The organism is Amycolatopsis kentuckyensis (assembly GCF_041679295.1).
Classification (GTDB): Bacteria; Actinomycetota; Actinomycetes; order Mycobacteriales; family Pseudonocardiaceae; genus Amycolatopsis; species Amycolatopsis kentuckyensis_A.
In genome coordinates this window covers 221103-242263 of sequence record NZ_JBGDMD010000008.1, presented here as the reverse complement: position 1 = coordinate 242263, position 21161 = coordinate 221103, and the positions used below count along the sequence as shown (strand labels likewise).

At 71.7% G+C, this 21161-nt stretch carries 20 protein-coding genes; 12 read left to right on the top strand and 8 right to left on the bottom strand.

Going from position 1 to position 21161, the window contains the following annotated elements:
- Positions 1-66 precede the first annotated feature (66 nt).
- The 3 genes from ACERZO_RS33070 to ACERZO_RS33060 are packed head-to-tail and all read right to left on the bottom strand — an operon-like array spanning position 67 to position 4399.
- Complete coding sequence (locus tag ACERZO_RS33070; protein WP_372669338.1) at positions 67-1635, bottom strand: helix-turn-helix domain-containing protein; 1569 nt, start codon at positions 1633-1635, stop codon at positions 67-69.
- Complete coding sequence (locus ACERZO_RS33065; protein WP_372669337.1) at positions 1635-3020, bottom strand: carboxylesterase/lipase family protein; 1386 nt, start codon at positions 3018-3020, stop codon at positions 1635-1637. Before ACERZO_RS33065 ends, ACERZO_RS33070 begins: the two co-directional genes overlap by 1 nt.
- Positions 3017-4399 (bottom strand): FAD-binding oxidoreductase, encoded by a 1383-nt coding sequence (locus ACERZO_RS33060; RefSeq protein ID WP_372669335.1) that lies wholly within the window; start codon positions 4397-4399, stop codon positions 3017-3019. Before ACERZO_RS33060 ends, ACERZO_RS33065 begins: the two co-directional genes overlap by 4 nt.
- A gap of 203 nt (positions 4400-4602) precedes the next feature.
- Here ACERZO_RS33060 and ACERZO_RS33055 point away from each other — a divergent pair, with 203 nt between their 5' ends.
- A complete protein-coding gene (locus ACERZO_RS33055; protein WP_372669333.1) occupies positions 4603-4911 on the top strand; it encodes a helix-turn-helix domain-containing protein in 309 nt (102 codons plus the stop codon).
- A gap of 384 nt (positions 4912-5295) precedes the next feature.
- A complete protein-coding gene (locus tag ACERZO_RS33050) occupies positions 5296-5676 on the top strand; it encodes an STAS domain-containing protein (protein WP_372669331.1) in 381 nt (126 codons plus the stop codon).
- Here the strand turns inward: ACERZO_RS33050 and ACERZO_RS33045 are convergent.
- Positions 5673-6074, bottom strand: coding sequence for an ATP-binding protein (locus tag ACERZO_RS33045; protein ID WP_372669329.1), 402 nt, complete (start codon positions 6072-6074; stop codon positions 5673-5675). The genes ACERZO_RS33050 and ACERZO_RS33045 overlap by 4 nt on opposite strands.
- A gap of 187 nt (positions 6075-6261) precedes the next feature.
- Here ACERZO_RS33045 and ACERZO_RS33040 point away from each other — a divergent pair, with 187 nt between their 5' ends.
- The 3 genes from ACERZO_RS33040 to ACERZO_RS33030 are packed head-to-tail and all read left to right on the top strand — an operon-like array spanning position 6262 to position 8751.
- Positions 6262-7020: a thioesterase II family protein gene (locus tag ACERZO_RS33040; RefSeq protein ID WP_372669327.1), complete on the top strand. Its 759-nt coding sequence runs from the start codon at positions 6262-6264 to the stop codon at positions 7018-7020.
- Positions 7013-8578, top strand: coding sequence for an acyl-CoA carboxylase subunit beta (locus ACERZO_RS33035; RefSeq protein ID WP_372669325.1), 1566 nt, complete (start codon positions 7013-7015; stop codon positions 8576-8578). The genes ACERZO_RS33040 and ACERZO_RS33035 overlap by 8 nt, the downstream gene beginning before the upstream one ends.
- On the top strand, positions 8578-8751 hold the full coding sequence (locus ACERZO_RS33030) for an acyl-CoA carboxylase epsilon subunit (protein WP_372669323.1): 174 nt from the start codon (positions 8578-8580) through the stop codon (positions 8749-8751). Before ACERZO_RS33035 ends, ACERZO_RS33030 begins: the two co-directional genes overlap by 1 nt.
- 6 nt (positions 8752-8757) lie before the next feature.
- Here the strand turns inward: ACERZO_RS33030 and ACERZO_RS33025 are convergent, their stop codons facing one another.
- From ACERZO_RS33025 to ACERZO_RS33015, 3 genes are read right to left on the bottom strand one after another with little or no spacing between them, the layout of a single operon-like run.
- On the bottom strand, positions 8758-9411 hold the full coding sequence (locus ACERZO_RS33025) for a response regulator transcription factor (protein ID WP_372669321.1): 654 nt from the start codon (positions 9409-9411) through the stop codon (positions 8758-8760).
- 20 nt (positions 9412-9431) lie between these two features.
- Positions 9432-10547 carry a sensor histidine kinase gene (locus ACERZO_RS33020; RefSeq protein ID WP_372669319.1) on the bottom strand — a complete coding sequence of 372 codons (1116 nt, stop codon included), beginning with the start codon at positions 10545-10547 and terminating at the stop codon, positions 9432-9434.
- On the bottom strand, positions 10538-11800 hold the full coding sequence (locus ACERZO_RS33015) for a nucleotide disphospho-sugar-binding domain-containing protein (RefSeq protein WP_372669317.1): 1263 nt from the start codon (positions 11798-11800) through the stop codon (positions 10538-10540). The genes ACERZO_RS33020 and ACERZO_RS33015 overlap by 10 nt, the downstream gene beginning before the upstream one ends.
- Before the next feature lie 275 nt (positions 11801-12075).
- Between ACERZO_RS33015 and ACERZO_RS33010 the strand changes: the two genes are divergently transcribed.
- Together ACERZO_RS33010 and ACERZO_RS33005 are read left to right on the top strand one after the other, a co-directional pair.
- Complete coding sequence (locus ACERZO_RS33010; protein WP_372669315.1) at positions 12076-13023, top strand: proline iminopeptidase-family hydrolase; 948 nt, start codon at positions 12076-12078, stop codon at positions 13021-13023.
- On the top strand, positions 13016-13975 hold the full coding sequence (locus ACERZO_RS33005) for an ACP S-malonyltransferase (protein WP_372669313.1): 960 nt from the start codon (positions 13016-13018) through the stop codon (positions 13973-13975). The genes ACERZO_RS33010 and ACERZO_RS33005 overlap by 8 nt, the downstream gene beginning before the upstream one ends.
- Here ACERZO_RS33005 and ACERZO_RS33000 read toward each other — a convergent pair.
- Complete coding sequence (locus ACERZO_RS33000; protein WP_086674110.1) at positions 13968-14213, bottom strand: phosphopantetheine-binding protein; 246 nt, start codon at positions 14211-14213, stop codon at positions 13968-13970. The genes ACERZO_RS33005 and ACERZO_RS33000 overlap by 8 nt on opposite strands.
- Positions 14214-14342: 129 nt before the next feature.
- Between ACERZO_RS33000 and ACERZO_RS32995 the strand changes: the two genes are divergently transcribed.
- The 5 genes from ACERZO_RS32995 (at position 14343) to ACERZO_RS32975 (ending at position 21158) form a co-directional block, all read left to right on the top strand.
- Positions 14343-15818, top strand: coding sequence for an AMP-binding protein (locus ACERZO_RS32995; protein WP_372669311.1), 1476 nt, complete (start codon positions 14343-14345; stop codon positions 15816-15818).
- Positions 15819-16757: 939 nt separating this feature from the next.
- On the top strand, positions 16758-18206 hold the full coding sequence (locus ACERZO_RS32990; RefSeq protein ID WP_372669309.1) for an AMP-binding protein: 1449 nt from the start codon (positions 16758-16760) through the stop codon (positions 18204-18206).
- Positions 18203-19417: a type III PLP-dependent enzyme gene (locus ACERZO_RS32985; protein ID WP_372669307.1), complete on the top strand. Its 1215-nt coding sequence runs from the start codon at positions 18203-18205 to the stop codon at positions 19415-19417. The genes ACERZO_RS32990 and ACERZO_RS32985 overlap by 4 nt, the downstream gene beginning before the upstream one ends.
- A complete protein-coding gene (locus tag ACERZO_RS32980) occupies positions 19414-19890 on the top strand; it encodes a cobalamin B12-binding domain-containing protein (RefSeq protein WP_372669305.1) in 477 nt (158 codons plus the stop codon). The genes ACERZO_RS32985 and ACERZO_RS32980 overlap by 4 nt, the downstream gene beginning before the upstream one ends.
- The gene (locus ACERZO_RS32975; RefSeq protein ID WP_372669303.1) at positions 19887-21158 is read left to right on the top strand and encodes a methylaspartate mutase; all 1272 of its coding nucleotides are present in this window, start codon (positions 19887-19889) and stop codon (positions 21156-21158) included. Before ACERZO_RS32980 ends, ACERZO_RS32975 begins: the two co-directional genes overlap by 4 nt.
- Positions 21159-21161: the final 3 nt, after the last annotated feature.

The following is a 21161-nucleotide window of genomic DNA, read 5'->3' as shown; positions in this document are numbered from 1 at the left end:
TCTCGACGATCCCTGACGTGCGCTCGCTGTGTCAATCGGCCCGTACAGGGGTTGACGGTAGGGGTTTTACGCGAGTTCGGCGGCCAGGCGGTGGATGCGCAGTGCCAAGTGGACGTCCAAGGCGCGGTCGCCCTCTTGCCAGTCCTCGCCCAGCAACGCCGTGATGCGGTCCAAGCGCTGGTAAAGCGTGTTCGGGTGGATCGTCAGCTCCTCGGCCGCCGGGGTCTTGCGACGGCCACATCGCAGGAACACCTCCGCCGTGTGGGTCAGGTCCGTGCCGCGCTCCTCGTCGTGGGCCAGCAACGGACCCAGCGTGCGGGCGACGAACGTGCCGGCCTCCTCGCGCCCGGCCTGGCTGAGTAGATAGCGGTACGGGCCCAGGTCGGCGGGCGACGCCGTCGAACCTTTGCGTCCCAACGCGTTCAGGACACGGACGCACGCGGCCGCGTCGTCGTACGCATCGGCCAGCGCGGCCGGCCCGGTCGCCGGACCCGCCAGGCCGGTCGTGCCCAGCGACCACGAACGGACCGTCGCCTCGTCGGCGCGGACCAGGGCGACCAGCCGGCCATCCACAGTGGACGAAAGTGCGGCGAGGGTCCGCAGCCGCGGGTCCTCGCTCACCACGACCAGGTGCGGGCGCCGCAGCTCCCGGGCGTACGCCGGAATCTCGCGGACCCGGCGGGTCACCAGGTGCTCCACCAGTTCCTCGACCGTCCGGCGTTCGGCGCGCTCGACCGACGCCACCAGCGCGACGGTCGTCGCCGAACGCTCCAGCAACCGGACGTCCGCCTCGGCGAGCGGCGCGTCGGAAAGCACTTGCAGCGCCCCGAAATACGCGTTCGCCGACGCCACCGGCACGGTGACCACCCGCTCGTCCACCCGGGTGCGCCGGGCACTCGCCGAGGCGAACAACCGGGACGGCCTCCCGGAGAGCCGCGCGTCCACGAGCGAGCCGGCGCGGGCGGCCGCGCGGACTTCGTCGTGCTCGTCGGCGACCAGCACCAGCCCGCCGACCAGTTCCGACAGCGGCACGACGACGTCTTCGGCCGCGCCGCCGTGCAGCGCCACCGCGCCGAGCCGGTCGTGCAGCCGGACGGCCCGCTCCAGCCGGTCGTTCGCCTCCGCCAGCGCGGTGACCAGCTTCGCGTTCTCGATGGCGATCGCGGCGAACGAGCCGAGCGACGTCAGCAGCGACGACTCCGCCGCCGTGAACCGGCGCACCGCCCGCTGCGACACCATCAGGACCCCGGCGACCCTTCCGCGCAACCGCAGCGGCACGCCGAGGATCGTGCGCAGGCCTTCGGCTTCGGCGACGCGGTCGACCTCGCCGAGGTGCGTCAGCGCGGCGTCGCCGAGGTAGTCGGCGCTCTGCACCGGTTCGCCCGTGTCGGCCACCTGCCCGGCCAGCCCGCTGTGCGGCGGCAGCACGACGCCGCGCAGCCGCGGGCCGAGCGAGCCGTCGGTGACCCGGATGACGAGCGCACCGTCGGGCTCGGCCAGCGCGAGGTAGGCGACGTCGACGCCGAGCAGCCGCCGCGCGTGGTCGACCACCTCCTGCACCAGCGCGTCGAGGTCGTGGACCGCCGACAGGCGCAGGACGAGGTCGTACAGCTCACGCAGGCCGTGGGCGTCCATCAGCCCAGGCGCGTCGTCTCGGCCGGAGCCCAGCCCGGGTCGCCGGTGGCGGCGAACCGCGTCCAAGCGCCGTTGACCTCGCGGGCCAGCTCCGCGGGCGGGTCGTCGCCGACGATGGCGGCGGACGCGGCCAGGGAGTCGAACACGAACGGCAGCTCCATGCCGTGGCACGCACCGAGCCGCGGGGCCCGCCACTCGAACTCGTACCGGAACGAACGGCCCTGGTGGGCATCGACCAGCTCGCGAACGCCGTCGCGGAACACGAGGTCGGTCATGGCCTCGACGAACACCTCGCCCGCCTTCCGGCCGTCGCCCAGGCCGTACCCGCGAAGGACGTTCGCCGCGTCCGGGTGCGACGCCGAGAGCATCGCGACGGCCTGCTCGTCGGTCAGCACGTCGAGCAGCCCAGTCGGGCCGAAGTAGAGCAGCATCTCCTCGCGGCAAGTGCCGGCGATCAAGTCGACGTCGGCGCCCGCACCGGCGCGGATCGCCTCGCCGGGGTGCCGCGGCAAGACGTCGTCGCCGACCAGCGGGAGGAACGGGCTGAGGCCGTAGCTGCGGTCCAGCCCGTCTTCGCCGCGCAGGTCGGGGCCGCCGCCGGGCTTGAGGACGGCGTCCTGCGCGTCGAGCAGCCGCTCGGTCGGCAGCTTCCGGAACGCGGCGGCGGTGGGTTCGACGCCGAGCCCGTCGGCGATCACCCCGGCGAGCCGCTCGAGCTCCGCGCGTCCGCGCACCATGTTCGCGTGTCCACTTTGGACGACCGCGCGGCGGAAGAGGCCGGCCGACAGCGGCGAACCGAGCAGGCACGCGACGCTGATCGCGCCCGCCGACTCGCCGAAGAGCGTCACGTTGCCTGGGTCGCCGCCGAACGCGGCGATGTTGTCCTGGACCCAGTGCAGCGCGGCGAGCTGGTCGCGCAGGCCGAGGTTGGTGTCGCCGCCGGCCAAGGGGACGAAGCCGTCGACGCCGAGCCGGTACTGCACGGTCACCAGCACCGCGCCGCCGCGGGTGAACGCGGTGCCGTCGTAGGCCGGGGCCGACCCGGTGCCGCCGATGAACGCGCCGCCGTGCACGAACACCAGCACCGGGAGCGCCGAGGCGCCCGGGTCCGGCGTCCAGACGTCGACCGTCAGGTACTCGCCGCCGGGTCGCCAGCCGCCGCCGACCACGGCGGACAGGTCGAGGCCGGGGATCGTCCGCTGCCGTTGCGGTGCCGTGGGTCCGGCCTCGCGGGCGTCGCGCACGCCGTCCCACGCCGGGGCCGGGACCGGCGCGGCGAACCGCCGCTCGCCCTCGGGTGCGGCGGCGTAGGGGATGCCGCGGAACCGGACGCCGGTGGCGATCGGCTTGCCGCGGACGTCGCCGGAGGTGGTGCGGACGATCATGCGGGTGTCCCTTCGGGGAAGACCTTGCCGGGGTTGAGGATGTTCTGCGGGTCCAAGGCTTTCTTGACCGCGCGGTGCAGTCCGACCACGGCGGGACCGAGTTCGCGCGCGAGGCCGGGTTGCTTGAGCAGGCCGACGCCGTGCTCGCCGGTGACGGTGCCGCCGAGGTCGAGCGCGTCGGCGATGATGTCGTCGAACGCGGCTTGGGCGCTCTTCCGCGCGGTGTCGTCGCCGGCCGGCGTGACCAGCAGCGGGTGCAGGTTCCCGTCGCCGATGTGCGCGACGTTCGCGATGAGGACGCCGTGGCGCTGAGCCGCCGCGTCGATGCGGGCGAGCATCTCGGGCACGGCCTGGGTCGGGACGCAGACGTCCTCGGTGAGCACCGGGCCGAGCCGTTCGAGCGCGGGGTAGGCCAGGCGGCGGGCGGAGAACAGCGCGTCGGCCTCGGCCTGGTCGGTCGACTGCGCGGCCCAGGTCGCGCCCGCCTGCTCGAAGCAGTCGAGGATCTCCGCGGCTTCGTGCTCGCCGAGCGCGCCGGGGGAGTCGGTGCGGGCGAGGAGCACGACGTTCGCGTCGGCGCTCAGGCCCATGTTCTTCCACTGGTCGACGGCGGCCAGGCAGTGCCGGTCGACGAGCTCGAGCGCCGAGGGCAGCACACCCCGGGCGGCGACCGCGGCGGCGGCCTGCCCGGCGGCGACGGTCGTGTCGAAGTACCCGGCGATCGTCCGTTCGGCCGCGCGGGCCGGCCGCAGCCGCACGGTGACCTCGGTGATCACGCCCAGCGTGCCTTCCGACCCGACCATGAGCCCGGTCAGGTCGTAGCCCGCGACGCCCTTGGCGGTGCGGCGGCCGAGCCGGACGAGCTCGCCGGTGCCGGTGACGACCCGCAGGCCCAGGACGTAGTCGCGGGTGACGCCGTACTTGACGCAGCAGACGCCGCCGGCGTTGGTGGCGACGTTGCCGCCGATGGTCGACCACGGCGAGCTGGCCGGGTCGGGCGGGTACCAGAGCCCGCGTTCGGCGCACGCGGCACGCAGGTCGTCGTTGACGACGCCGGGCTCGACGACGGCGTACCGCTCCCGCTCGTCGATCTCCTTGATCGCGGTGAGCCGGTCGGTGACCAGCACGACGCAGCCGTCGACGGCGTTCGCCCCGCCGGAGAGCCCGGTGCCGGCGCCGCGCGTGACGAGCGGGGTCCGGTGCTCCAGGCAGGCCTTGACCACGGCCTGGACCTCCTCGGCGGTGTGCGGCCGGACGACCACCGCGGGCCGGCCGCAGGGCGCCCACTCGGCCTCGTCGTGGGCGAAGCCCGCCACGACGTCCGGGTCACGGACCAGCCGGTCCGCCGGCAGCACGGCGGCCAGGTCGTCGATCAGCATCCGCGGGAACCTCCTCGTCACCGGGTTCCCACGCTAGGGCGGCGGCGCCGGTCTGGCCATGGGGAGAGTGCACACCGGACGCGCCCGCGAGTGTGCTCACCCCACAGGGATGACCTCGTTGAACGCCTCGGTCGAACTCGGGTGCGTGTAAATGGCGTCGGTGACCGGACGGCGGCCGGCAGCAGCGCACTGGCCTCGACTTCGTGCGTCTCGCCGTCCTTTTCGTAAACGACCTTCGCGACGGCGCCGCTGTCCTCGACCTGTCCCGCGCGACCTTTTTGCGACGGTTCGTCCGGGAGACGGGAATGACGGTGGGAGCGTTCCTGGCCCGCGCCCGCATGATGGCGGCGGCCGAGCTGCTGACCACGTCGGAAGCACCGGTGGCAACGATCGCGGACCGGGTGGGCTACCGATCGAAGTCGGCATTCACCCGGGCATTCCGCGCAGAACTAGGCACCACGCCAGCCCGGTTCCGGCGGAAGACGGTGAACGGGAGCAACCGCCACCGGTAAACGGGAAGCCGGCAGCGCAAAGAGAGCACAGCATCACCAGACCTCCCCCGCCCTCCTCCCACGCCGCATTCCAGTCGACGACCGGGTTTGTCAAGGCACGCTTTCCCGCCTTGACAAACCCGGGCGTCGACGAACAATCCGAACGGAGGGCGGGGGAGGTCGAACCCGCAGAGCCGGGCTTTCCGCCGCGGTAGACCACCCAGCTCTCACGTGGGTCGCGCCACCACCACCGTGCAACGCTTGCGCATCGCTTGTAGGGTGAAGAGGACATCGGTTCAGCCTGCAGCCGTCGTGCCTCGACCCCGCCAGCCCCCACCCGGGCTGCCCGTGTGCCCGGACTCGGTGTCCGGCCTCGCGGCGTTGTGCCAAGGAGGCCTTCCGCGAATGCTCGCTCCTCAGACCTTCCCGCCCGCCGTCTTCGACGTCACCACGACCGCGCACGCCAGCGTGGTCACCGTCACCGGCGAGCTCGACCTCGCCGTCACCGAACACCTGGAAACCCTGCTGCGCCAAGAACTCCGCCTGGCCCCGGCGGCCGTCGTCTTCGACGCTTCGGCCGTGACGTTCTGCAGCGCCCGCGTTTTGACGATCCTGCTCGACACCACCGGTGAAGCCGCCGCGAGCGGCGTGCCGTTCGCGGTCGCGAGCCGGTCCCGGGCCCTGCTGCGGCCGATCGCCGTGCTGCGGCTGGAGCACCTGCTGCCGGTGCACGCGAGCACCGGGGAAGCGCTTGCTTGGCTCGGACTGGCACGGGAACTGGCCTAGCCCTCTTCGCACTGAACGCGGGCCCAGACGAGCTTTCCGTCGTCGTGGTGGGTCACGCCCCAGTCGAGGCTGAGCTGGTCCACCAGCAGCAGGCCGCGGCCGCCGCCGTGGTCGGGGACGCGCATCTTCGGTTCGCCGCTCCCGACGTCGGCGACGGCCACGGTCACCTCGCACGGGTCGTGCGCGTGGTGGATCCGCAGCTGCCGCGGCCCACCGCCGTGGACGTACGCGTTCTCAAGCAGCTCTCCGACGACGATCAGCGCGTCGACCAGGTCCGCTTCCGGCAGCGTGCCCAGCTTGGCCTCGGCCCACCGCCGGGCGGCCGTCAGCCCGGGCCGGTCGGCACCGGCGACGTCGAGCACGTGCCACCCCGCCTGATCGGCTCCGTTCCAGCTCACCCGCACAGCGCGACTCCTCCTGACGCCGCCCTTCCCCACGAGGGCGGCACTTTCCCGGAATGCGTACCCGGTCCGGCCGCTTTTACTCGCGAGTCGGGTCCTTAGGGGCCGTTAGGGGTCGTTGGCCCGCCATCGCGCTGGCTAGCTTGGCCGGACGGAGACTCCGACCCGGAAGGCGGGGGACGACATGGTCGCAGGCGACAACGGCGAGGAGAACTGGTTCCGCCGGTTCGCCGCGTCACCCGAGGCGAAGGCGCGGCTGGTCTGCCTGCCGCACGCCGGCGGCTCGGCCACCTTCTACTTCCCCGTGGCGAAGGCACTGGCCCCGGACGTCGAGGTCCTCGCCGTCCAGTACCCGGGCCGGCAGGACCGGCGCCACGAACCGTTCCTGACCAGCATCGGTGCCATGGCCGACCGCGTCGCGGACCTGCTGCGGGACAAGACCGACCGCCCGCTCGCCCTCTTCGGGCACAGCATGGGCGCGATGGTCGCCTACGAGACGGCCCGCCGCCTCGAACGGGCCGGCGTGCCCGTCGCCGGACTGTTCGTCTCCGGGCGGCGCGCGCCTTCGCGGGTGCGCGACGAAAGCGTGCACACGCGGACGGACGCGGGCGTGCTCGACGAGCTGCGCAAGCTGAGCGGCACCGAAATGGACCTCCTCGGCGACGACGACGTCGTCCGGATGATCCTGCCCGTGGTGCGCAACGACTACCGCGCCGTCGAGACGTACCGGGACACCCCGGGCGAGCCCCTGGCGACCCCGATCGTCGCCTTCACCGGCTCCGACGACCCGATGGCCACCCTCGACGAGGTCGAGTCGTGGGCGGACCACACCTCCGGCGGGTTCGAGCTGGTGGAGCTGTCCGGCGGCCACTTCTTCCTCACCCGCCACCAGGACGTGATCCTCGGGCGGCTGGCCGCCGAACTCGGCGGCGTCCGTGTCTGAGGCACCGGCCGCGTTCGCCCACCGGCTCGACGAACTGCGGGAGACCAAGGACGCGGCGCGCCGCGGGCCGGACGAAGCCGCGACGCGGCGGCAGCACGAGCGCGGCAAGCTGACCGCGCACGAGCGGATCGAGCTGCTCCTCGACCCCGGCTCGTTCACCGAGCTCGAGGCCCTGCGCCGGCACCGGGCGACCGGGTTCGGCCTGGAGCAGCGGCGGCCGCACTCCGACGGTGTCGTCTGCGGCTGGGGCACGGTCGACGGCCGGACGGTCTTCGTCTACGCCCACGACTTCCGGGTCTTCGGCGGCGCCCTCGGCGAGGCGCACGCGGAAAAGATCCACAAGGTGATGGACCTCGCCGAGGCCGCGGGCGCGCCGCTGGTGTCGCTCAACGACGGCGCCGGCGCCCGGATCCAGGAGGGCGTGACAGCGCTCGCCGGGTACGGCGGCATCTTCCGGCGCAACACCCGCTGTTCCGGGGTCATCCCGCAGATTTCGGTGATGCTCGGCCCGTGCGCGGGCGGCGCGGCGTACTCGCCCGCGTTGACCGACTTCGTGTTCATGGTCCGGGAAACGTCGCAGATGTTCATCACCGGTCCCGACGTCGTGCAGGCGGTGACGGGCGAGCAGATCACGCAGAACGGCCTCGGTGGCGCCGACGTGCACGCGGCGACCTCGGGTGTCGCCGCGTTCGCCTACGACGACGAGGCGACCTGCCTGGCCGACGTCCGGTACCTGCTGTCCCTGCTGCCGGCCAACAACAACGAGGCACCGCCGCACGTGCCGGCCGCCGACCCGGCCGACCGGCGCACCGACCGGCTGCTCGACGTCGTGCCGGTCGACCCGGCCCGCGCGTACGACATCTGCGACGTCATCGCGGAGATCGTCGACGACGGCGAGTTCCTCCAGGTGCACGCGGGCTGGGCGACCAACGTCGTGTGCGCGCTCGCGCGGCTGGACGGGCACGTCGTCGGGATCGTCGCGAACCAGCCCGCGGTCTTGGCGGGGGTGCTGGACATCGAAGCGAGCGAGAAGGCCGCGCGGTTCGTGCAGACGTGCGACGCGTTCAACATCCCGCTCGTGACGCTGGTGGACGTCCCCGGCTTCCTGCCCGGCGTCGACCAGGAGCACGGCGGCATCATCCGGCACGGCGCAAAGCTGCTCTACGCGTACTGCAACGCCACCGTGCCGCGGGTGCAGGTGATCCTGCGCAAGGCCTACGGCGGCGCGTACATCGTGATGGACTCGCGTTCGATCGGCACCGACGTCTCGCTGGCGTGGCCGACGAACGAGATCGCGGTGATGGGCGCCGAGGGCGCGGCGAACGTGATCTTCCGCCGCGAGATCAAGGCGGCCGACGACCCGGAAGCGGTGCGGGCGTTGAAGATCAAGGAATACCGCGCGGAGCTGATGCACCCGTACTACGCGGCCGAGCGCGGCCTCGTGGACGACGTCATCGAGCCGGGGGAGACGCGGTCGCTGCTGATCCGGTCGCTGGCGATGCTGCGCACCAAGCACGCCGAGATTCCGGCGCGCAAGCACGGGAACCCGCCGGTCTGATGGGCGACCCGGTGGTCCGCGTCCTGCGCGGCGCGCCCGATGAGACGGAACTGGCGGCGCTGATGGCGGTGTTGGCCGCCGTCGGCGCCCGGCCGGCCGCGCCGGAACCGCCGAAGCCGGCGCGTCCTCGCCGCCGGCCGCGGTTCCGGCCGGCGACGAGCTGGCGCAGCTGAGCCCGCTCAGGCGCGGACGTTCGTACTGTCCAAATAGGTCAGCACCGCGCGGATGCGGCGGTTCTCGTCGCGGCTCGCCTCCAAGCCCAGCTTCGCGAAGATGTTGCTGATGTGGTTCTCCACCGCGCCCTGCGTGACCACCAGCTGCTTCGCGATCGCCGCGTTCGACAAACCCTGGGCCATCAACCCCAGCACCTCCGTCTCGCGCGCCGTCAGGGCGTGCAGCGGGTCGCGGTTGCGGGACAGCATCTGCGCGACGACGTCCGGGTCGATCGCCGAGCCGCCGCCCGCCACGCGGCGGACCGCCTCCAGGAACTCGCGCACGTCGGCGACGCGCTCCTTCAGCAGGTACCCGACGCCGGACGTGCCCTCGGCGATCAGGTCGACCGCGTAGCTGCCCTCCACGTACTGCGACACCACCAGCACCGGCAGGCCCGGCACTTCCTTGCGGGCCGCCAGCGCGGCGCGCAGGCCCTCGTCGGTGAACGTCGGGGGCATCCGGACGTCGGCGATGACCAGGTCCGGGTGGTGCTCGCGGACGGCGACCAGCAGGTCGTCGCCGTTGGAGACCGCGGCCGCGGTCTCGATGCCGACGTCGGCGAGCAGGCTCTGCACGCCGGCCCGCAGCAGGACGGAGTCTTCGGCGATGACGACACGCATTGTTCCCACTCCCAGGGGGTTCACCAGCGGACGGGCAGGTCGGCGCGGACCACGGTCGGCCCGCCCACCGGGCTGACCACGGTGAGCACGCCGTCGATGGTGGCGGCCCGGTCGGCGAGCCCGGCCAGGCCGCCACCCGGCCGCACGGACGCGCCGCCGTGGCCGTTGTCGACGATCTCGACGACGACGGTCTCGTCGTCGCGGGTCACCCGCACCGTCGCGCGGTCGGCGCCCGAGTGCTTGGTGATGTTGGTCAGCGTCTCGCTGACGATGAAGTACGTCGTGGTCTCCACCGGCGCCGGCGGACGCGGTTCGACGGTCACCTCGACGTCGACCGGGATCGGCAGCCGCGCGGTCAGCGACGACAGCGCCGCGTCCAGGCCGCGGTCCTGCAGCACCGGCGGGTAGATCCCGCGGGCGAGGTCGCGCAGCTCGGACACCGCGAGCTTGGCGTCCGCGTGCGCCGCGCCGATCAGCTCGCGCACGGCCGACGAGTCGTCGTTGTCGAGCTTCAGCTGCGCCCGGCCCAGGCTCATCGCGACGGCCACCAGCCGCTGTTGCGCGCCGTCGTGCAGGTCGCGTTCGATGCGCCGGCGTTCGGCCTCGACCGCGTCGACACCGCGGGCGCGCGAGTCGCTCAGCTGCCGCGTGCGGGCTTCGAGCTGCTGCGTCCGGTTCGGCCCCAGCATCGAAGCCGTCAGAGCGGTGTGCATCGCCCCGATCCGCGGCGCGACGAAGATCCCGAACGGCGGCACGGCGACCGAGACGATCCCGGCGACGAACTCCACGATGCCCAGCGGGAACGCGAGCAGCACGTAGTTCACCTCGTGCCAGGTGACCGGGTCGACCAGCCGCGCTTGCCACGTCTGCAGCAGCCCGGGCCCGTGCGGGCGCCGCCGGGGCGCCGGGATGTCGACGCCGAGCATGGCGCCGGCCCAGCGCCGTTCCAGGTCAGCGAACCCGCGGACGAGCGAGGTGGCGGCGATCAGGATCGGGATGCCGATCCACAGCATGGTGGTGGCGATGCCGAGCACCATCGTGACGAGCACGAGCACGAACGCGAAGATCCGCAGCGGCAGGCTCGCGATCAGGAAGCCGATGGTGCGCACCACCTTCGGCCGCCCGGTCACCGGCATCGCGCGATCCGTTCCAGCTCCGGCACGAGGTCGTCGAGGGTCGGCGTGGCCAGCATCTCGTCCCGGACCTCGAGCGCGCAGGCCCGGAACGACGGTTCCGTCAGCAGTCTCTCCAGTCCACTTCGGACGGACTGCGGTGTGACGTCCTCGAGGTCGAGCACCAGGCCGTTGCCGCGCTTCTCCTGCGCGACGGCGGAAACCCGCTCACTCCAGGTGGTGCCGGGGATGATCAGCTGCGGCACGCCGTTGACGACGGCGTTGCCGATCGTCGCGCCGCCGCCCTGGTGCACGATGGCCGAGCAGCTCGCGAGGAGCTCGTACATCGGCACGAAGTCCACCGCGCGCACGTTGTCCGGGATCTTCTTCACCGAGGCGAGCTGGGACTCGTTGAGCGTCGCGATCACCTCGACGTCGAGGTCGGCGAGCCCGTCGAGCAGGTCGGCCACGGACGTCTCCTCGACGCCGAGCACCTGCCGGTTCGAGATGCCCAGCGTCAGCATCACGCGCGGCCGCTCCGGCGGCTCCAGCACCCAGCGGGGGATGGCCATCGGCTTGTTCTGCGGGATGAACCGCGCCGGCACGTAGTCGACGTCGACGCCTTCGTAGCGCAGGTAGGACGGGTGGCAGTCGAGCGTCTTGACGCCGTGGCGCAGCGCCTCGTCGTACTCCGCGCCGAAGCGCCCCACCGCGGCGGACATCCACTCGACGAACGGGTCCGGCGAGGTGTCTTCGGGGTGGTTCGCGCGCAAGTCGCGGTACTGCGCGGCGATCCGCGCGGTCTGGTCGGCCGCGTACATCATCCGCAGGTGCGGGACGCCGAGGACGTGCGCGACGATCGGGGCCGCGTAGATCATCGGGTCCCAGACGACCAGGTCCGGCTTCCAGCCCTTCGCGAACCGCACCAGCTCGTCGAGCAGCGCGTCCGGGGTGGTCCAGCGGAAGACCTCGACCCAGTGCTCGTAGACGGTCCGGACGTACTCCTCGGTGTAGCGCTCGGGCCGGCTCTCGGAGATGCGGAAGCCGCCCTGCATGGCGTTGTCGCCGTCCATCTGCAGCTGGCGGTGGCGCGCGATGTCGAGCTCGTCGCCGAACCACATCGCGTCGAGGCCGGTCTCGGCGAACGACGCCACCTCGCGCGGGTTGCGCTGACCGACGAACCGGACCTCGTGGCCGGCCGCGGCCAGCGCCCAGCCGACCGGGGCCATGCTGTAGACGTGCGTCCTCGTCGGGAACACCATCATCATGACGCGCATGGACGCACTCCCCGGAAGTCGGCTGCTGCTGTCTAGAAAGTAGTGCGCGTGCGCCGCCAGGCCGACCCGGCAACGCGCCGGTAGGGGTCGGCAACCCCTGTTCCCGCCCGGAATCCTTCCTCCCGGGCGCTGCCGTGCGCTAGGGATCCGGAGTGGATTTGGAACGGCTTTAGACGCCCCTTAGGGGCTGGTTCCGGCGGGGCCGCGACGGCTAGACATGAACGTGGGTCCGGCCGCGTGTGCCGGGGCGAGGGATACGAACAGAGGTGATGAGCATGGCCGTGGCACCGATCACGAAGGGCTGGGTGCCCTTCGGCGGGTACCGCACCTGGTACCGAGTCACCGGGGATACCGGGGGCGAAGCACCCGCCGTCGTCGTGGTGCACGGCGGGCCGGGGAGCACGCACGACTACCTGCTGAACCTCTGCTCGCTCGCCGGGCACGGGTTCCCGGTGGTGCACTACGACCAGCTGGGCAGCGGCGGCTCGACGCGGCTGCCGGGCAAGGGCGCGGACTTCTGGACGCCGGAGCTGTTCGGGGACGAGCTGGACAACCTGGTGCAGCACCTGGGCATCGAGGACAACTACGTCCTGTTCGGACAGTCCTGGGGCGGCCTGGTCGTCGCGCGGCACGCCGCGCAGCGCCCGGACGGCCTGCGCGGGCTGGTGATCGCGGACTCGCCGGCGTCCTACCCGCTGTGGCGCCAGGAGATGGACGTGCTGCGCGCCCAGCTCCCGCCGGGCGTCGACGACCAGCTGCGGGCCCACGAAGCCGCCGGCACCACCGGCGCGCCCGAGTACTTCGAGCTGATGCGCGCGTTCTACGACCGGCACGTCTGCCGCGTGCTGCCGTGGCCCGCCGACTACCTGGCCTCGTTCATGGAGATGGCGGACGACAACACCGTCTACGCCACGATGAACGGGCCGAGCGAGTTCACCGTCACCGGCACGCTCAAGGACTACTCGGTGATCGACCTGCTCGACGACATCGAAGTGCCGACGCTGCTCGTCTCGGGGCGCCACGACGAAGCCACCCCCGTCACGATCCAGCCGTACTTCGACCGGATCCACGACGTGCGCTGGGAGATCTTCGAAGACTCCAGCCACGTCCCGCACCTCGAGGAACCCGAGCGGTTCCGCGAAGTCCTGCTGGAGTTCCTGCGGGACGTCCACCCCACCGCACCCGCGAGCCGGGTCGAACGAGAGGTCGCCAGTCATGGATGAGGCCACCCGGCCGGGATCGGCGGTCGTCTTCCCCGGCATGAGCCCGTGCCGCTTCGCCGACTTCGGCAAGTTCCTGCTGATCAACCCCTTCGCCCGCCGGCTGATCGGGGAGGCGAACGAGCGGCTCGGCTACTCGCTGGTCGACCGCTTCCGCGAAACCGAGGGCGACTATTCGCCGTACGCGCAGGTCGGGTTCATGCTCACCTGCGTCGCGCTCGCCGAATGGGCCGAAGAAGAGCAGGGGATGAGCCCCGACTTCTGCGCCGGCCCGAGCTTCGGCGAGAAGCCGGCCAGCGTGTACGCCGGGTCGCTGACCTTCCCGGACGCGGTCTGGATGACGGCGGAGCTCGCGCGCTGCCTGACCGAGTTCTTCGACACCGAGTACACCGACGTCGTGACGCACTCGTTCGTGCGCACCCCGGAAGAGAAGCTGAAGGACGCCCTGTCCCAGTTGGACTCGAAGGGCGAGTGGTTCGACATCTCGTGCTACATCGACCACGACTTCTACATGGTTTCCGTGCGCGAGAAGAACCTCGACTGGCTCAAGCAGACGGTCCGGAGCATGGGCGGGCTCTCCCTCTACACGATGCGGCCGCCGCTGCACTCGCGCGCGTTCGGCGCACTGCGTCGCAAGGCGGAGGACGAGGTGCTCGGCGACCTGGAGTTCCACGACCCGCTGCTGCCGATCGTCGCGGACCAGGACGGCGAGATCCTGCGTACCGGTGACCAGGTGCGCACGATGCTGCTCGACAGCATCGTCAAGCCGATGCGCTGGCCGGACGTCGTCCACACGCTGGCGGACAACGGCGTGCGCAAGCTCTGGGTCGCGGGGCCGGACACGCTGTTCGGGCGCGTCCGCGTGACCACGAGCCGCTTCGAGGTCGTGACGGTCAACCCGCGCATGGCCCTGCAACCCCGCCGCCGGGGCGCAGGACCGTCGCGGGTCAGCTAGCGGGCTGCAGCGCGGACAGCGTGGTCCACAGCCGGCCGGGGTTCTCGAACGTCTCCAGGTTCAGGGCGTCGTCCTCGAACCGCACGTTGTAGCTCTGCTCCAGCACCGAGAGCAGCTCCACGGTGGCGAGCGAGTCCAGCCCGTACTCGCGGAGCGGGGTCTCTTCGGTCAGCGCCTCCTCGGCGGGCAGGAAGGGGAGGAACGTGCGAAGGGTCTCGTCGAAAGTGCTGTCCCACATGGCTACTCCGGATCGCTAGGTTGGGATCTACCGAGAGGAAACCGACCGCCCGGTTCGGTTTTGGACTCTACCGCGCGTCGCCGTCCCGGATCGACGCATCGGCACCCCTATTCATTGCGGAGGACTTCGATGGACACCGGACTCACCAGCGGGCTGCACACGCGGTTCCTGCGCGGCCTCGAGCGTTCCGGCGGCGGCGTGGCCGTCCACGTGGGCGACCAGGCCCTGAGCTACGAGCGGCTGAACGACCTGGCCCTGCTGTGGGGCGGCGCGCTGGCCGAGGCGGGCGCCCGCACCGTAGGGGTGCTGGCCGGCAAGGGAGTCACGGCGTACGCGGGAATCCTGGCCGGGCTGTACGCCGGCGCGACGGTCGTCCCGCTGCGTCCGGACTTCCCGGCGGCGCGGACCGCCCAGATGGTCGCGGCGGCCGGGGTCGACGTGCTCGTCGCCGACGAACGGGGTCGGGCGGTGGCTCCTGCGGGAGTGCCGGTGCTTGGGGACCCGCTTGTTTCGCAGGCGTTGTCGGCACCGCTGGCGCCTTCTTCGGACACCGCGTACGTGCTGTTCACGTCCGGGTCGACCGGGCGGCCCAAGGGGGTGCGGATCGGGCACGCGGCGGTGGACCACTACTTCGGCCTGCTCGATTCCCGCTACGACTTCACGCCGGACGACGTGTTCTCGCAGACGTTCGACCTGAACTTCGACTGCGCGATGTTCGACCTGTTCTGCGCGTGGGGCGCGGGGGCGCCGGCGGTGGTGCTGCCGGGCGGGGCGTACCGCAACCTGCCGCGGTTCGCGGCCGAGCGCGGGCTGACGGTGTGGTTCTCCACGCCGAGCGCGATCGACCTGGTCCGCCGCACGGGCGGCCTCACCCCGGGCGCGCTTCCGGGCCTGCGGTGGAGCTTTTTCGCGGGGGAGGCGTTGACGGTCCGCGACACGGCGGACTGGCGGGCCGCGGCGTCGTCGTCCCTGGTGGAGAACCTGTACGGGCCCACCGAGCTGACGATCACGGTGTCGGGCTACCGCTGGGACGACGTCGTGACGCCGCAGGTGGCGGTGAACGGCGTGGTGCCGATCGGCGCGGTGCACGCGGGCCACGACTACGTCCTGCTGGACGGCGACGACGTCGAGGGCGAGCTGTGCATCGCGGGCCCGCAGATGACCCCGGGCTACCTGGACCCGGCCGACGAGCAGGGCCGCTTCCTGGACCGTGACGGCCGGCGCTTCTACCGCACGGGCGACCGCGTGCGGCGGCTGTCCGACGGGCTGGCGTACCTGGGCCGGCTGGATTCCCAGGTGCAGGTGCTGGGGTGGCGCATCGAGCTGACGGAGGTCGAGCACGCGTTGCGCGACTGCGGCATCCAGGACGCGGTGGCGCTGGGCGTGGCCGGGGACGTGGGGACCGAGCTGTTCGTGTTCTACACGGGGGGCGAGCGGCCGGTGCTGGAGATGGTCCGGGCGCTGCGGGCGGTGTTGCCGGAGGGGGTCATTCCGCGGCATTACCGGCATGTCGAGGAGTTCCCGTTGAACTCCAACCGCAAGATCGACCGGAAGACGTTGGCGGCTCGGGCGGCGGAGATCCTCGCACCCGCTCCGGTTGCGTGATGGGCTGGGGGTCCGGTCGCCAGACGACATGAATGAGTGATTCATGTCGCCTGGCGACAGGGCTCCGGCAAAGTCGGGTGGGCGATGCTCCACCCGGCACCACCGCCCGCGGAACGCCGGGCCGAAGAGGCGCTTCGGCGGGATGCCGAGCTTCGATGGTCATCAACGACGCGTTCATCGCATCCGGTGAGGTGAACGACTCGTTCATGCCGTCCCGCCATCCGCCGCCTGAACGGCTGCCCATCGCCTAGCCACAAAGCCGACACCAAAGGCGAGAGGCCCCCGAGAACGGGCACCGACGAGAACCCAGACTCCCCCGCACCCCGATCCGAAGCCAGAACACGGCCGGCAGCGCCGGGTCAAGGCATCTTTCCCGCCTTGACGCGGTGTTGCCGGCCGTAGTCACCATGACAGCTTCGGGGTGCCGGAAGGGCTTTGGCAGAACAGCTGTTCCCGCCCCGCCCGCGGAACGCCGGGCCGAAGAGGCGCCTCGGCGGACCGCCGAGTTCCGGTAGTCATCAACGACTCGTTCATCGCATCCGGCGAGATGAACGACTCGTTCATGACGTCACCGGCCTCCGGACCGGCCGCACCGATCCGACTTTGCCGGGACCCTGTCATCTGGCGACATGAATGACTCATTCATGTCGTCCGAACCGGCCGCGGCCAGCCCGGCACCGGCTAGCCCGGCCGCGGCCGAAACCGGCTCGGCGGGCCCCCGACCCTCGTGCAGTCTCCCGCCGCTGGTCGTGAGTGTTCAGGGCAGTTTCAACTGCCCTGAACACTCACGACCGCTTTGGCGCGCCCGGGCCCCGGGGCTGGGCTTAGGGGCCGTTAGGGGTGTGGATCCGCAGGTCGGCGCGGCTAGTTTTCCGTAGGTCTCCAGGTGTGTCTTCCACGCCGGCCCGGTTATCCTTCGAGTCCTACGGAGTGGCAGTCGTGAACGATTCTCTGGTCCATTCTCTGCTCGATGCCGCGGCGGCCGATGCGGCCGGGGCGTCGGCCGTCCGGGACCGCGTCGGTGCCTGGACCTACGGTGAGCTCGAGGCGTGGAGCCACGCCGTTGCCGTAGTGCTCGCCCGGCGCGGTGTCGGGCAGGGCGAGCGCGTTGTCGTGCAGCTGCCCACCGATCGGGCGCTCGTCGCGCTCTTCTACGGGACCTCCCGCCGCGGGGCCGTCTTCGTGCCGATCAACCCGGCCATGAAGAAGTTCCACTTCGACTCCGTCGTGGCCAACGCCGAGCCCGTCCTCGTGCTCACCCCGGACAACTTCGGTCCCTTTTGGACGGAAGTCGAAAAGGCGCAAGGACAGCAGGCGGAAGCCGCCGAAACAACCGAAGACGACATCGCCGTCCTCGTCTACACCTCCGGCAGCACCGCCGCCCCCAAGGGCGTGATCGGTCCGCACCGCCAGGTCACCTTCGCCTCCCGCGCCATCCAGGCGGTCCTCGGGTACCGCCAGGACGACGTCGTCTTCTGCCGGTTCCCGATGTCCTGGGACTACGGCCTCTACAAGGTGCTGCTGAGCACCCTCGGCCGCAGCGAGATCGTGCTCGCCGACGCCGAGTCGGACCTGCGGCTGCTGCAGCGGATGCGGGAGGTCGGCGCCACCGTCGTGCCGATCGTGCCGTCGCTGGCCACCATGATCGCCACCCTGGCGCAGCGCGACACCCAGCCGGCCGCGCCCGTGCGCCTGTTCACCAACACCGGTGCCGCGCTGCCGGACTCCACCATCGCGCAGCTGCGCGAAGCGTTCCCTGGGGTCAAGGTCGTCCGCCAGTTCGGCCAGACCGAGTGCAAGCGGATCACGATCATGCCTCCGGACGAGGACACCGAGCGCCCCGGTTCGTCCGGGCTGCCGCTGCCCGGCACGTCCGTGCTGATCCTCGCCGCCGACGGGACCGAGCTGCCCGCCGGGGACATCGGCGAGATCGTCGCCGCCGGGCCGCACGTCATGCCCGGCTACTGGCGGGCCCCGGAGATCTCCGCCCGCGCCTTCCGTCGCGACGAGGCCACCGGCGAGCCGCGCCTGCACACCGGCGACTACGGCCGCCTCGACGCCGACGGCTACCTCTACTTCGAGGGCCGCCGCGACGACATGTTCAAGCGCAAGGGAATCCGGATGTCCACTTTGGAAATCGAAGCCGCGGCGATGGACATCCCCGGCGTCCGCGCGGCGGGTGCGATCCCGCCGAGCGAGACGCGGGACCTCGCCATCTGCGTCGAGACCGACCTGCCGCCCACGACCGTGCTGCGCGAGCTGGCCAAGCGCCTCGAGCCGCAGAAGGTCCCGTCGCTGTGCCACGTCGTCGAGGAGTTCCCGCTCACGGCGCACGGCAAGAACGCCACCAAGGAACTCGCACAGCTGGTCGAGGGGGCCCGCGCATGAGCAAGTACGACGGCATCGCCGCGAAGTACGGCACGCCCGCCTACGTCTACGACCTCGACGTCGTCGCCGAGTCGCGGGACCAGCTCTTCGGCCTGCTGCCCGAAGGCTTCCAGCTGTTCTACGCGCTGAAGTCCAACCCCCATCCCGAAATCGGGCGCGAGCTGCGCCGCGGCGGCTGCCGCGCGGAGATCAGCTCCACCGGTGAGCTGGTGAACGCTCTCGAAGCCGGGTTCGACCCGGCCGGCATCCTCTACACCGGGCCGGGCAAGACGAACGAGGAGCTGGAGCACGCGCTCGCCGCCGGGGTCCGGCTGTTCTCCGTCGAGTCGCTGACCGACCTGCAGCACGTCGGCGCGGCGGCCGAAAACCAGGGCGTCACCGCGTCCGCGCTGCTGCGCGTCAACACCACCGCGAGCAGCGGCGGCACCGGTATCCGGATGATGGGCCGCCCGTCGCAGTTCGGCATCGACGCCGAGACGCTGCCCGACCTGATGCCCACGCTCAAAGCGGTGCCGGGCACGCGGGTCGTCGGCGCGCACTTCTTCACCATGAGCAACGCCCAGGACGAGGACGCCCTGCTCGGCGAGTACGAGTTCGTGCTCACCTCGGCCGCCCGGCTGCGCGACGAAGTCGGCTTACCGCTGGAGGTCCTGGACATCGGCGGCGGCTTCTCCTCGCCGTACGCGGTGCCCGGCCCGCGCACCGACTACCCGAAGCTGCGCGCCGGCCTGGAAACGCTGCTCAACCTGCACCTGCCCGAGTGGCGGGACGGCGGGATCGAGCTGGCCTGCGAGTCCGGCCGCTACCTGTCCGGCAGCTGCGGTTCGCTGCTGGCCGGCGTGGTCAACGTCAAGGACAGCCGCGGCAGCCGGTTCGTCGTGCTGGACGCCGGGATCAACGTCGTCGGCGGGCTGTCCGGGATCGGCCGGCTGCTGCCCGCGGCCGTCGGGGTCGAGGAGACCGGGGACGTGGTCGGCAGCCTCGTCGGTCCACTGTGTACTCCCGGTGACTCGCTGGCCAAGGCCGCGAAGCTGCCCGAACTGGCGTCCGGCGACGTCGTCACCGTGCCGAACGTCGGCGCTTACGGCGTCACCGCCAGCCTGATCAGCTTCCTCGGCCGGCCCACGCCGGCGGAGGTCGTGGTCCGCGGCGACAAGGTCCTCTCGGTGTCGCGTTTGGACTACCAGCGCGTGTACGAGGTTTCGCCATGACCGAAGAACTGCGGGCCTACGGCACCGGCATCGTCACCGAGCCGCCACGGCGGACGGTGATCGTCAGCAGCATGGCCTCGGACTCCCACACCTGGAACCTGGTCTACCTAGAGCTGCTCGTCGGCGAGCTCGGCTTCGACGTCGTGAACCTCGGCGCGTGCGTGCCCGACGAGCTGCTGGAGTCGGAGTGCCTGAGCCGCCGCCCGGCGATGCTCGTGCTGAGCAGCGTCAACGGCCACGGCCACCAGGACGGCCTGCGCGTGATCCAGCGGATCCGAGCCCTCCCGGAGCTGCGCCGCCTGCCGGTGGTGATCGGCGGCAAGCTCGGCGTCGGCGGGGCGCTGACCGCGGAAGAGACCGCGCAGCTGCTGCTCGCCGGGTTCGACGCGGTCTTCGACGACCAGCAGGGCGCGGGCTCCTTCCGCCGGTTCGCCGCCACGCTCTCGGCCGGTGCCACCCAGGTGGAGGCGTGAGCTTCGAAGAGTTCGTCGCGCGGCGCCACGCCGCCGGCGAACTGGTCGTGCAGCCGCGCATGGGGTTCGCGGACCCGGCCGTGATGCGCGCCGGGCTGGCCGCGACGAAGAACGCGGCCGCCGCGACCGTCGGCACCGTCACGCTCGACAGCTACACCCGCGTGTGCGACACCGCTTCCGTGGCGCACGCGCTGAGCAACGGGATCGCACTCAACGGCTACCCGATCGTCAACCACCCGCCCGAGGTCACCCGCGGCATGCTCGACGGTCTCGAGGGCCCGGACTTCCCGGTGCAGGTGCGGCACGGTTCGGCGCGGCCCGCGGACATCTTCCGCGCCATGATCGCCGCCGGCCTGCACGCCACCGAGGGCGGCCCGGTGTCCTACTGCCTGCCCTACAGCCGCACGCCGCTCGACGAGTCGGTGCGCAACTGGGCGCACTGCTGCGACCTGCTGCTGGACGCCGAGCACCCGGCCGGTCGGCCGCACCTGGAGACGTTCGGCGGCTGCATGATGGGCCAGCTGTGCCCGCCGAGCGAGCTGGTGGCGCTGTCGGTGCTCGAGGCGTTGTTCTTCTACCGCAAGGGCGTGCGCAGCATCTCGGTGAGCTACGCGCAGCAGACGAACATGGCGCAGGACCAGGAGGCGGTGTCCGCGCTGCGCCGGCTGTGCGCCGAGCTGCTGCCCGACGCCACCTGGCACGTCGTCATCTACGCCTACATGGGCCTGTTCCCGCGGACTTCCGACGGCGCGCGAAGCCTGCTCGGGCGGGCGGCCGAACTGGCCGTGACGACCGGGTCGGAACGGCTGATCGTCAAGACGACCGCGGAGGCGCACCGGATCCCGACCGTCGCCGAGAACGTCGCGGCACTGGAGCACGCGGGCGCGGCGGCGCGGGCGGTCACCGAGAAGTCCACTGTGGACGCCGACAACCAGGTCTACCGCGAGGCGTACGCGCTCGTCGACGCCGTGTTGAACAGCCACGCCGACCTCGGCCGCGCGATCGTCGTCGCGTTCAAGCGCGGCCTGCTCGACGTCCCGTACTGCCTGCACCCGGATAACGCCGGGCAGGCACGCAGCTACCTCGACCCGGCGGGCCGGCTCGGCTGGTCCGAGCTCGGGTCGCTGCCGCTGCACCGCGTGGTGGAACGCCGCCACGCCGACCGGATCACGTCGTCGACGCTGATGTCGGCGCTTTCCCACGTCCAGAACGCCTTCGACGCCGAGGCGCTGGAACAACCGATGAGAGCGATTGGGGGCGAGTCGTGACGA

Excerpts from the sequence above, each read along its gene's own strand:
- ACERZO_RS33070 (WP_372669338.1), bottom strand. The coding sequence starts at position 1,635 with ATGGACGCCCACGGCCTGCGTGAGCTGTACGACCTCGTCCTGCGCCTG.
- ACERZO_RS33065 (WP_372669337.1), bottom strand. The coding sequence starts at position 3,020 with ATGATCGTCCGCACCACCTCCGGCGACGTCCGCGGCAAGCCGATCGCC.
- ACERZO_RS33060 (WP_372669335.1), bottom strand. The coding sequence starts at position 4,399 with ATGCTGATCGACGACCTGGCCGCCGTGCTGCCGGCGGACCGGCTGGTC.
- ACERZO_RS33050 (WP_372669331.1), top strand. The coding sequence starts at position 5,296 with ATGCTCGCTCCTCAGACCTTCCCGCCCGCCGTCTTCGACGTCACCACG.
- ACERZO_RS33040 (WP_372669327.1), top strand. The coding sequence starts at position 6,262 with ATGGTCGCAGGCGACAACGGCGAGGAGAACTGGTTCCGCCGGTTCGCC.
- ACERZO_RS33030 (WP_372669323.1), top strand. The coding sequence starts at position 8,578 with ATGGGCGACCCGGTGGTCCGCGTCCTGCGCGGCGCGCCCGATGAGACG.
- ACERZO_RS33025 (WP_372669321.1), bottom strand. The coding sequence starts at position 9,411 with ATGCGTGTCGTCATCGCCGAAGACTCCGTCCTGCTGCGGGCCGGCGTG.
- ACERZO_RS33020 (WP_372669319.1), bottom strand. The coding sequence starts at position 10,547 with ATGCCGGTGACCGGGCGGCCGAAGGTGGTGCGCACCATCGGCTTCCTG.
- ACERZO_RS33015 (WP_372669317.1), bottom strand. The coding sequence starts at position 11,800 with ATGCGCGTCATGATGATGGTGTTCCCGACGAGGACGCACGTCTACAGC.
- ACERZO_RS33010 (WP_372669315.1), top strand. The coding sequence starts at position 12,076 with ATGGCCGTGGCACCGATCACGAAGGGCTGGGTGCCCTTCGGCGGGTAC.
- ACERZO_RS33005 (WP_372669313.1), top strand. The coding sequence starts at position 13,016 with ATGGATGAGGCCACCCGGCCGGGATCGGCGGTCGTCTTCCCCGGCATG.
- ACERZO_RS33000 (WP_086674110.1), bottom strand. The coding sequence starts at position 14,213 with ATGTGGGACAGCACTTTCGACGAGACCCTTCGCACGTTCCTCCCCTTC.
- ACERZO_RS32995 (WP_372669311.1), top strand. The coding sequence starts at position 14,343 with ATGGACACCGGACTCACCAGCGGGCTGCACACGCGGTTCCTGCGCGGC.
- ACERZO_RS32985 (WP_372669307.1), top strand. The coding sequence starts at position 18,203 with ATGAGCAAGTACGACGGCATCGCCGCGAAGTACGGCACGCCCGCCTAC.
- ACERZO_RS32980 (WP_372669305.1), top strand. The coding sequence starts at position 19,414 with ATGACCGAAGAACTGCGGGCCTACGGCACCGGCATCGTCACCGAGCCG.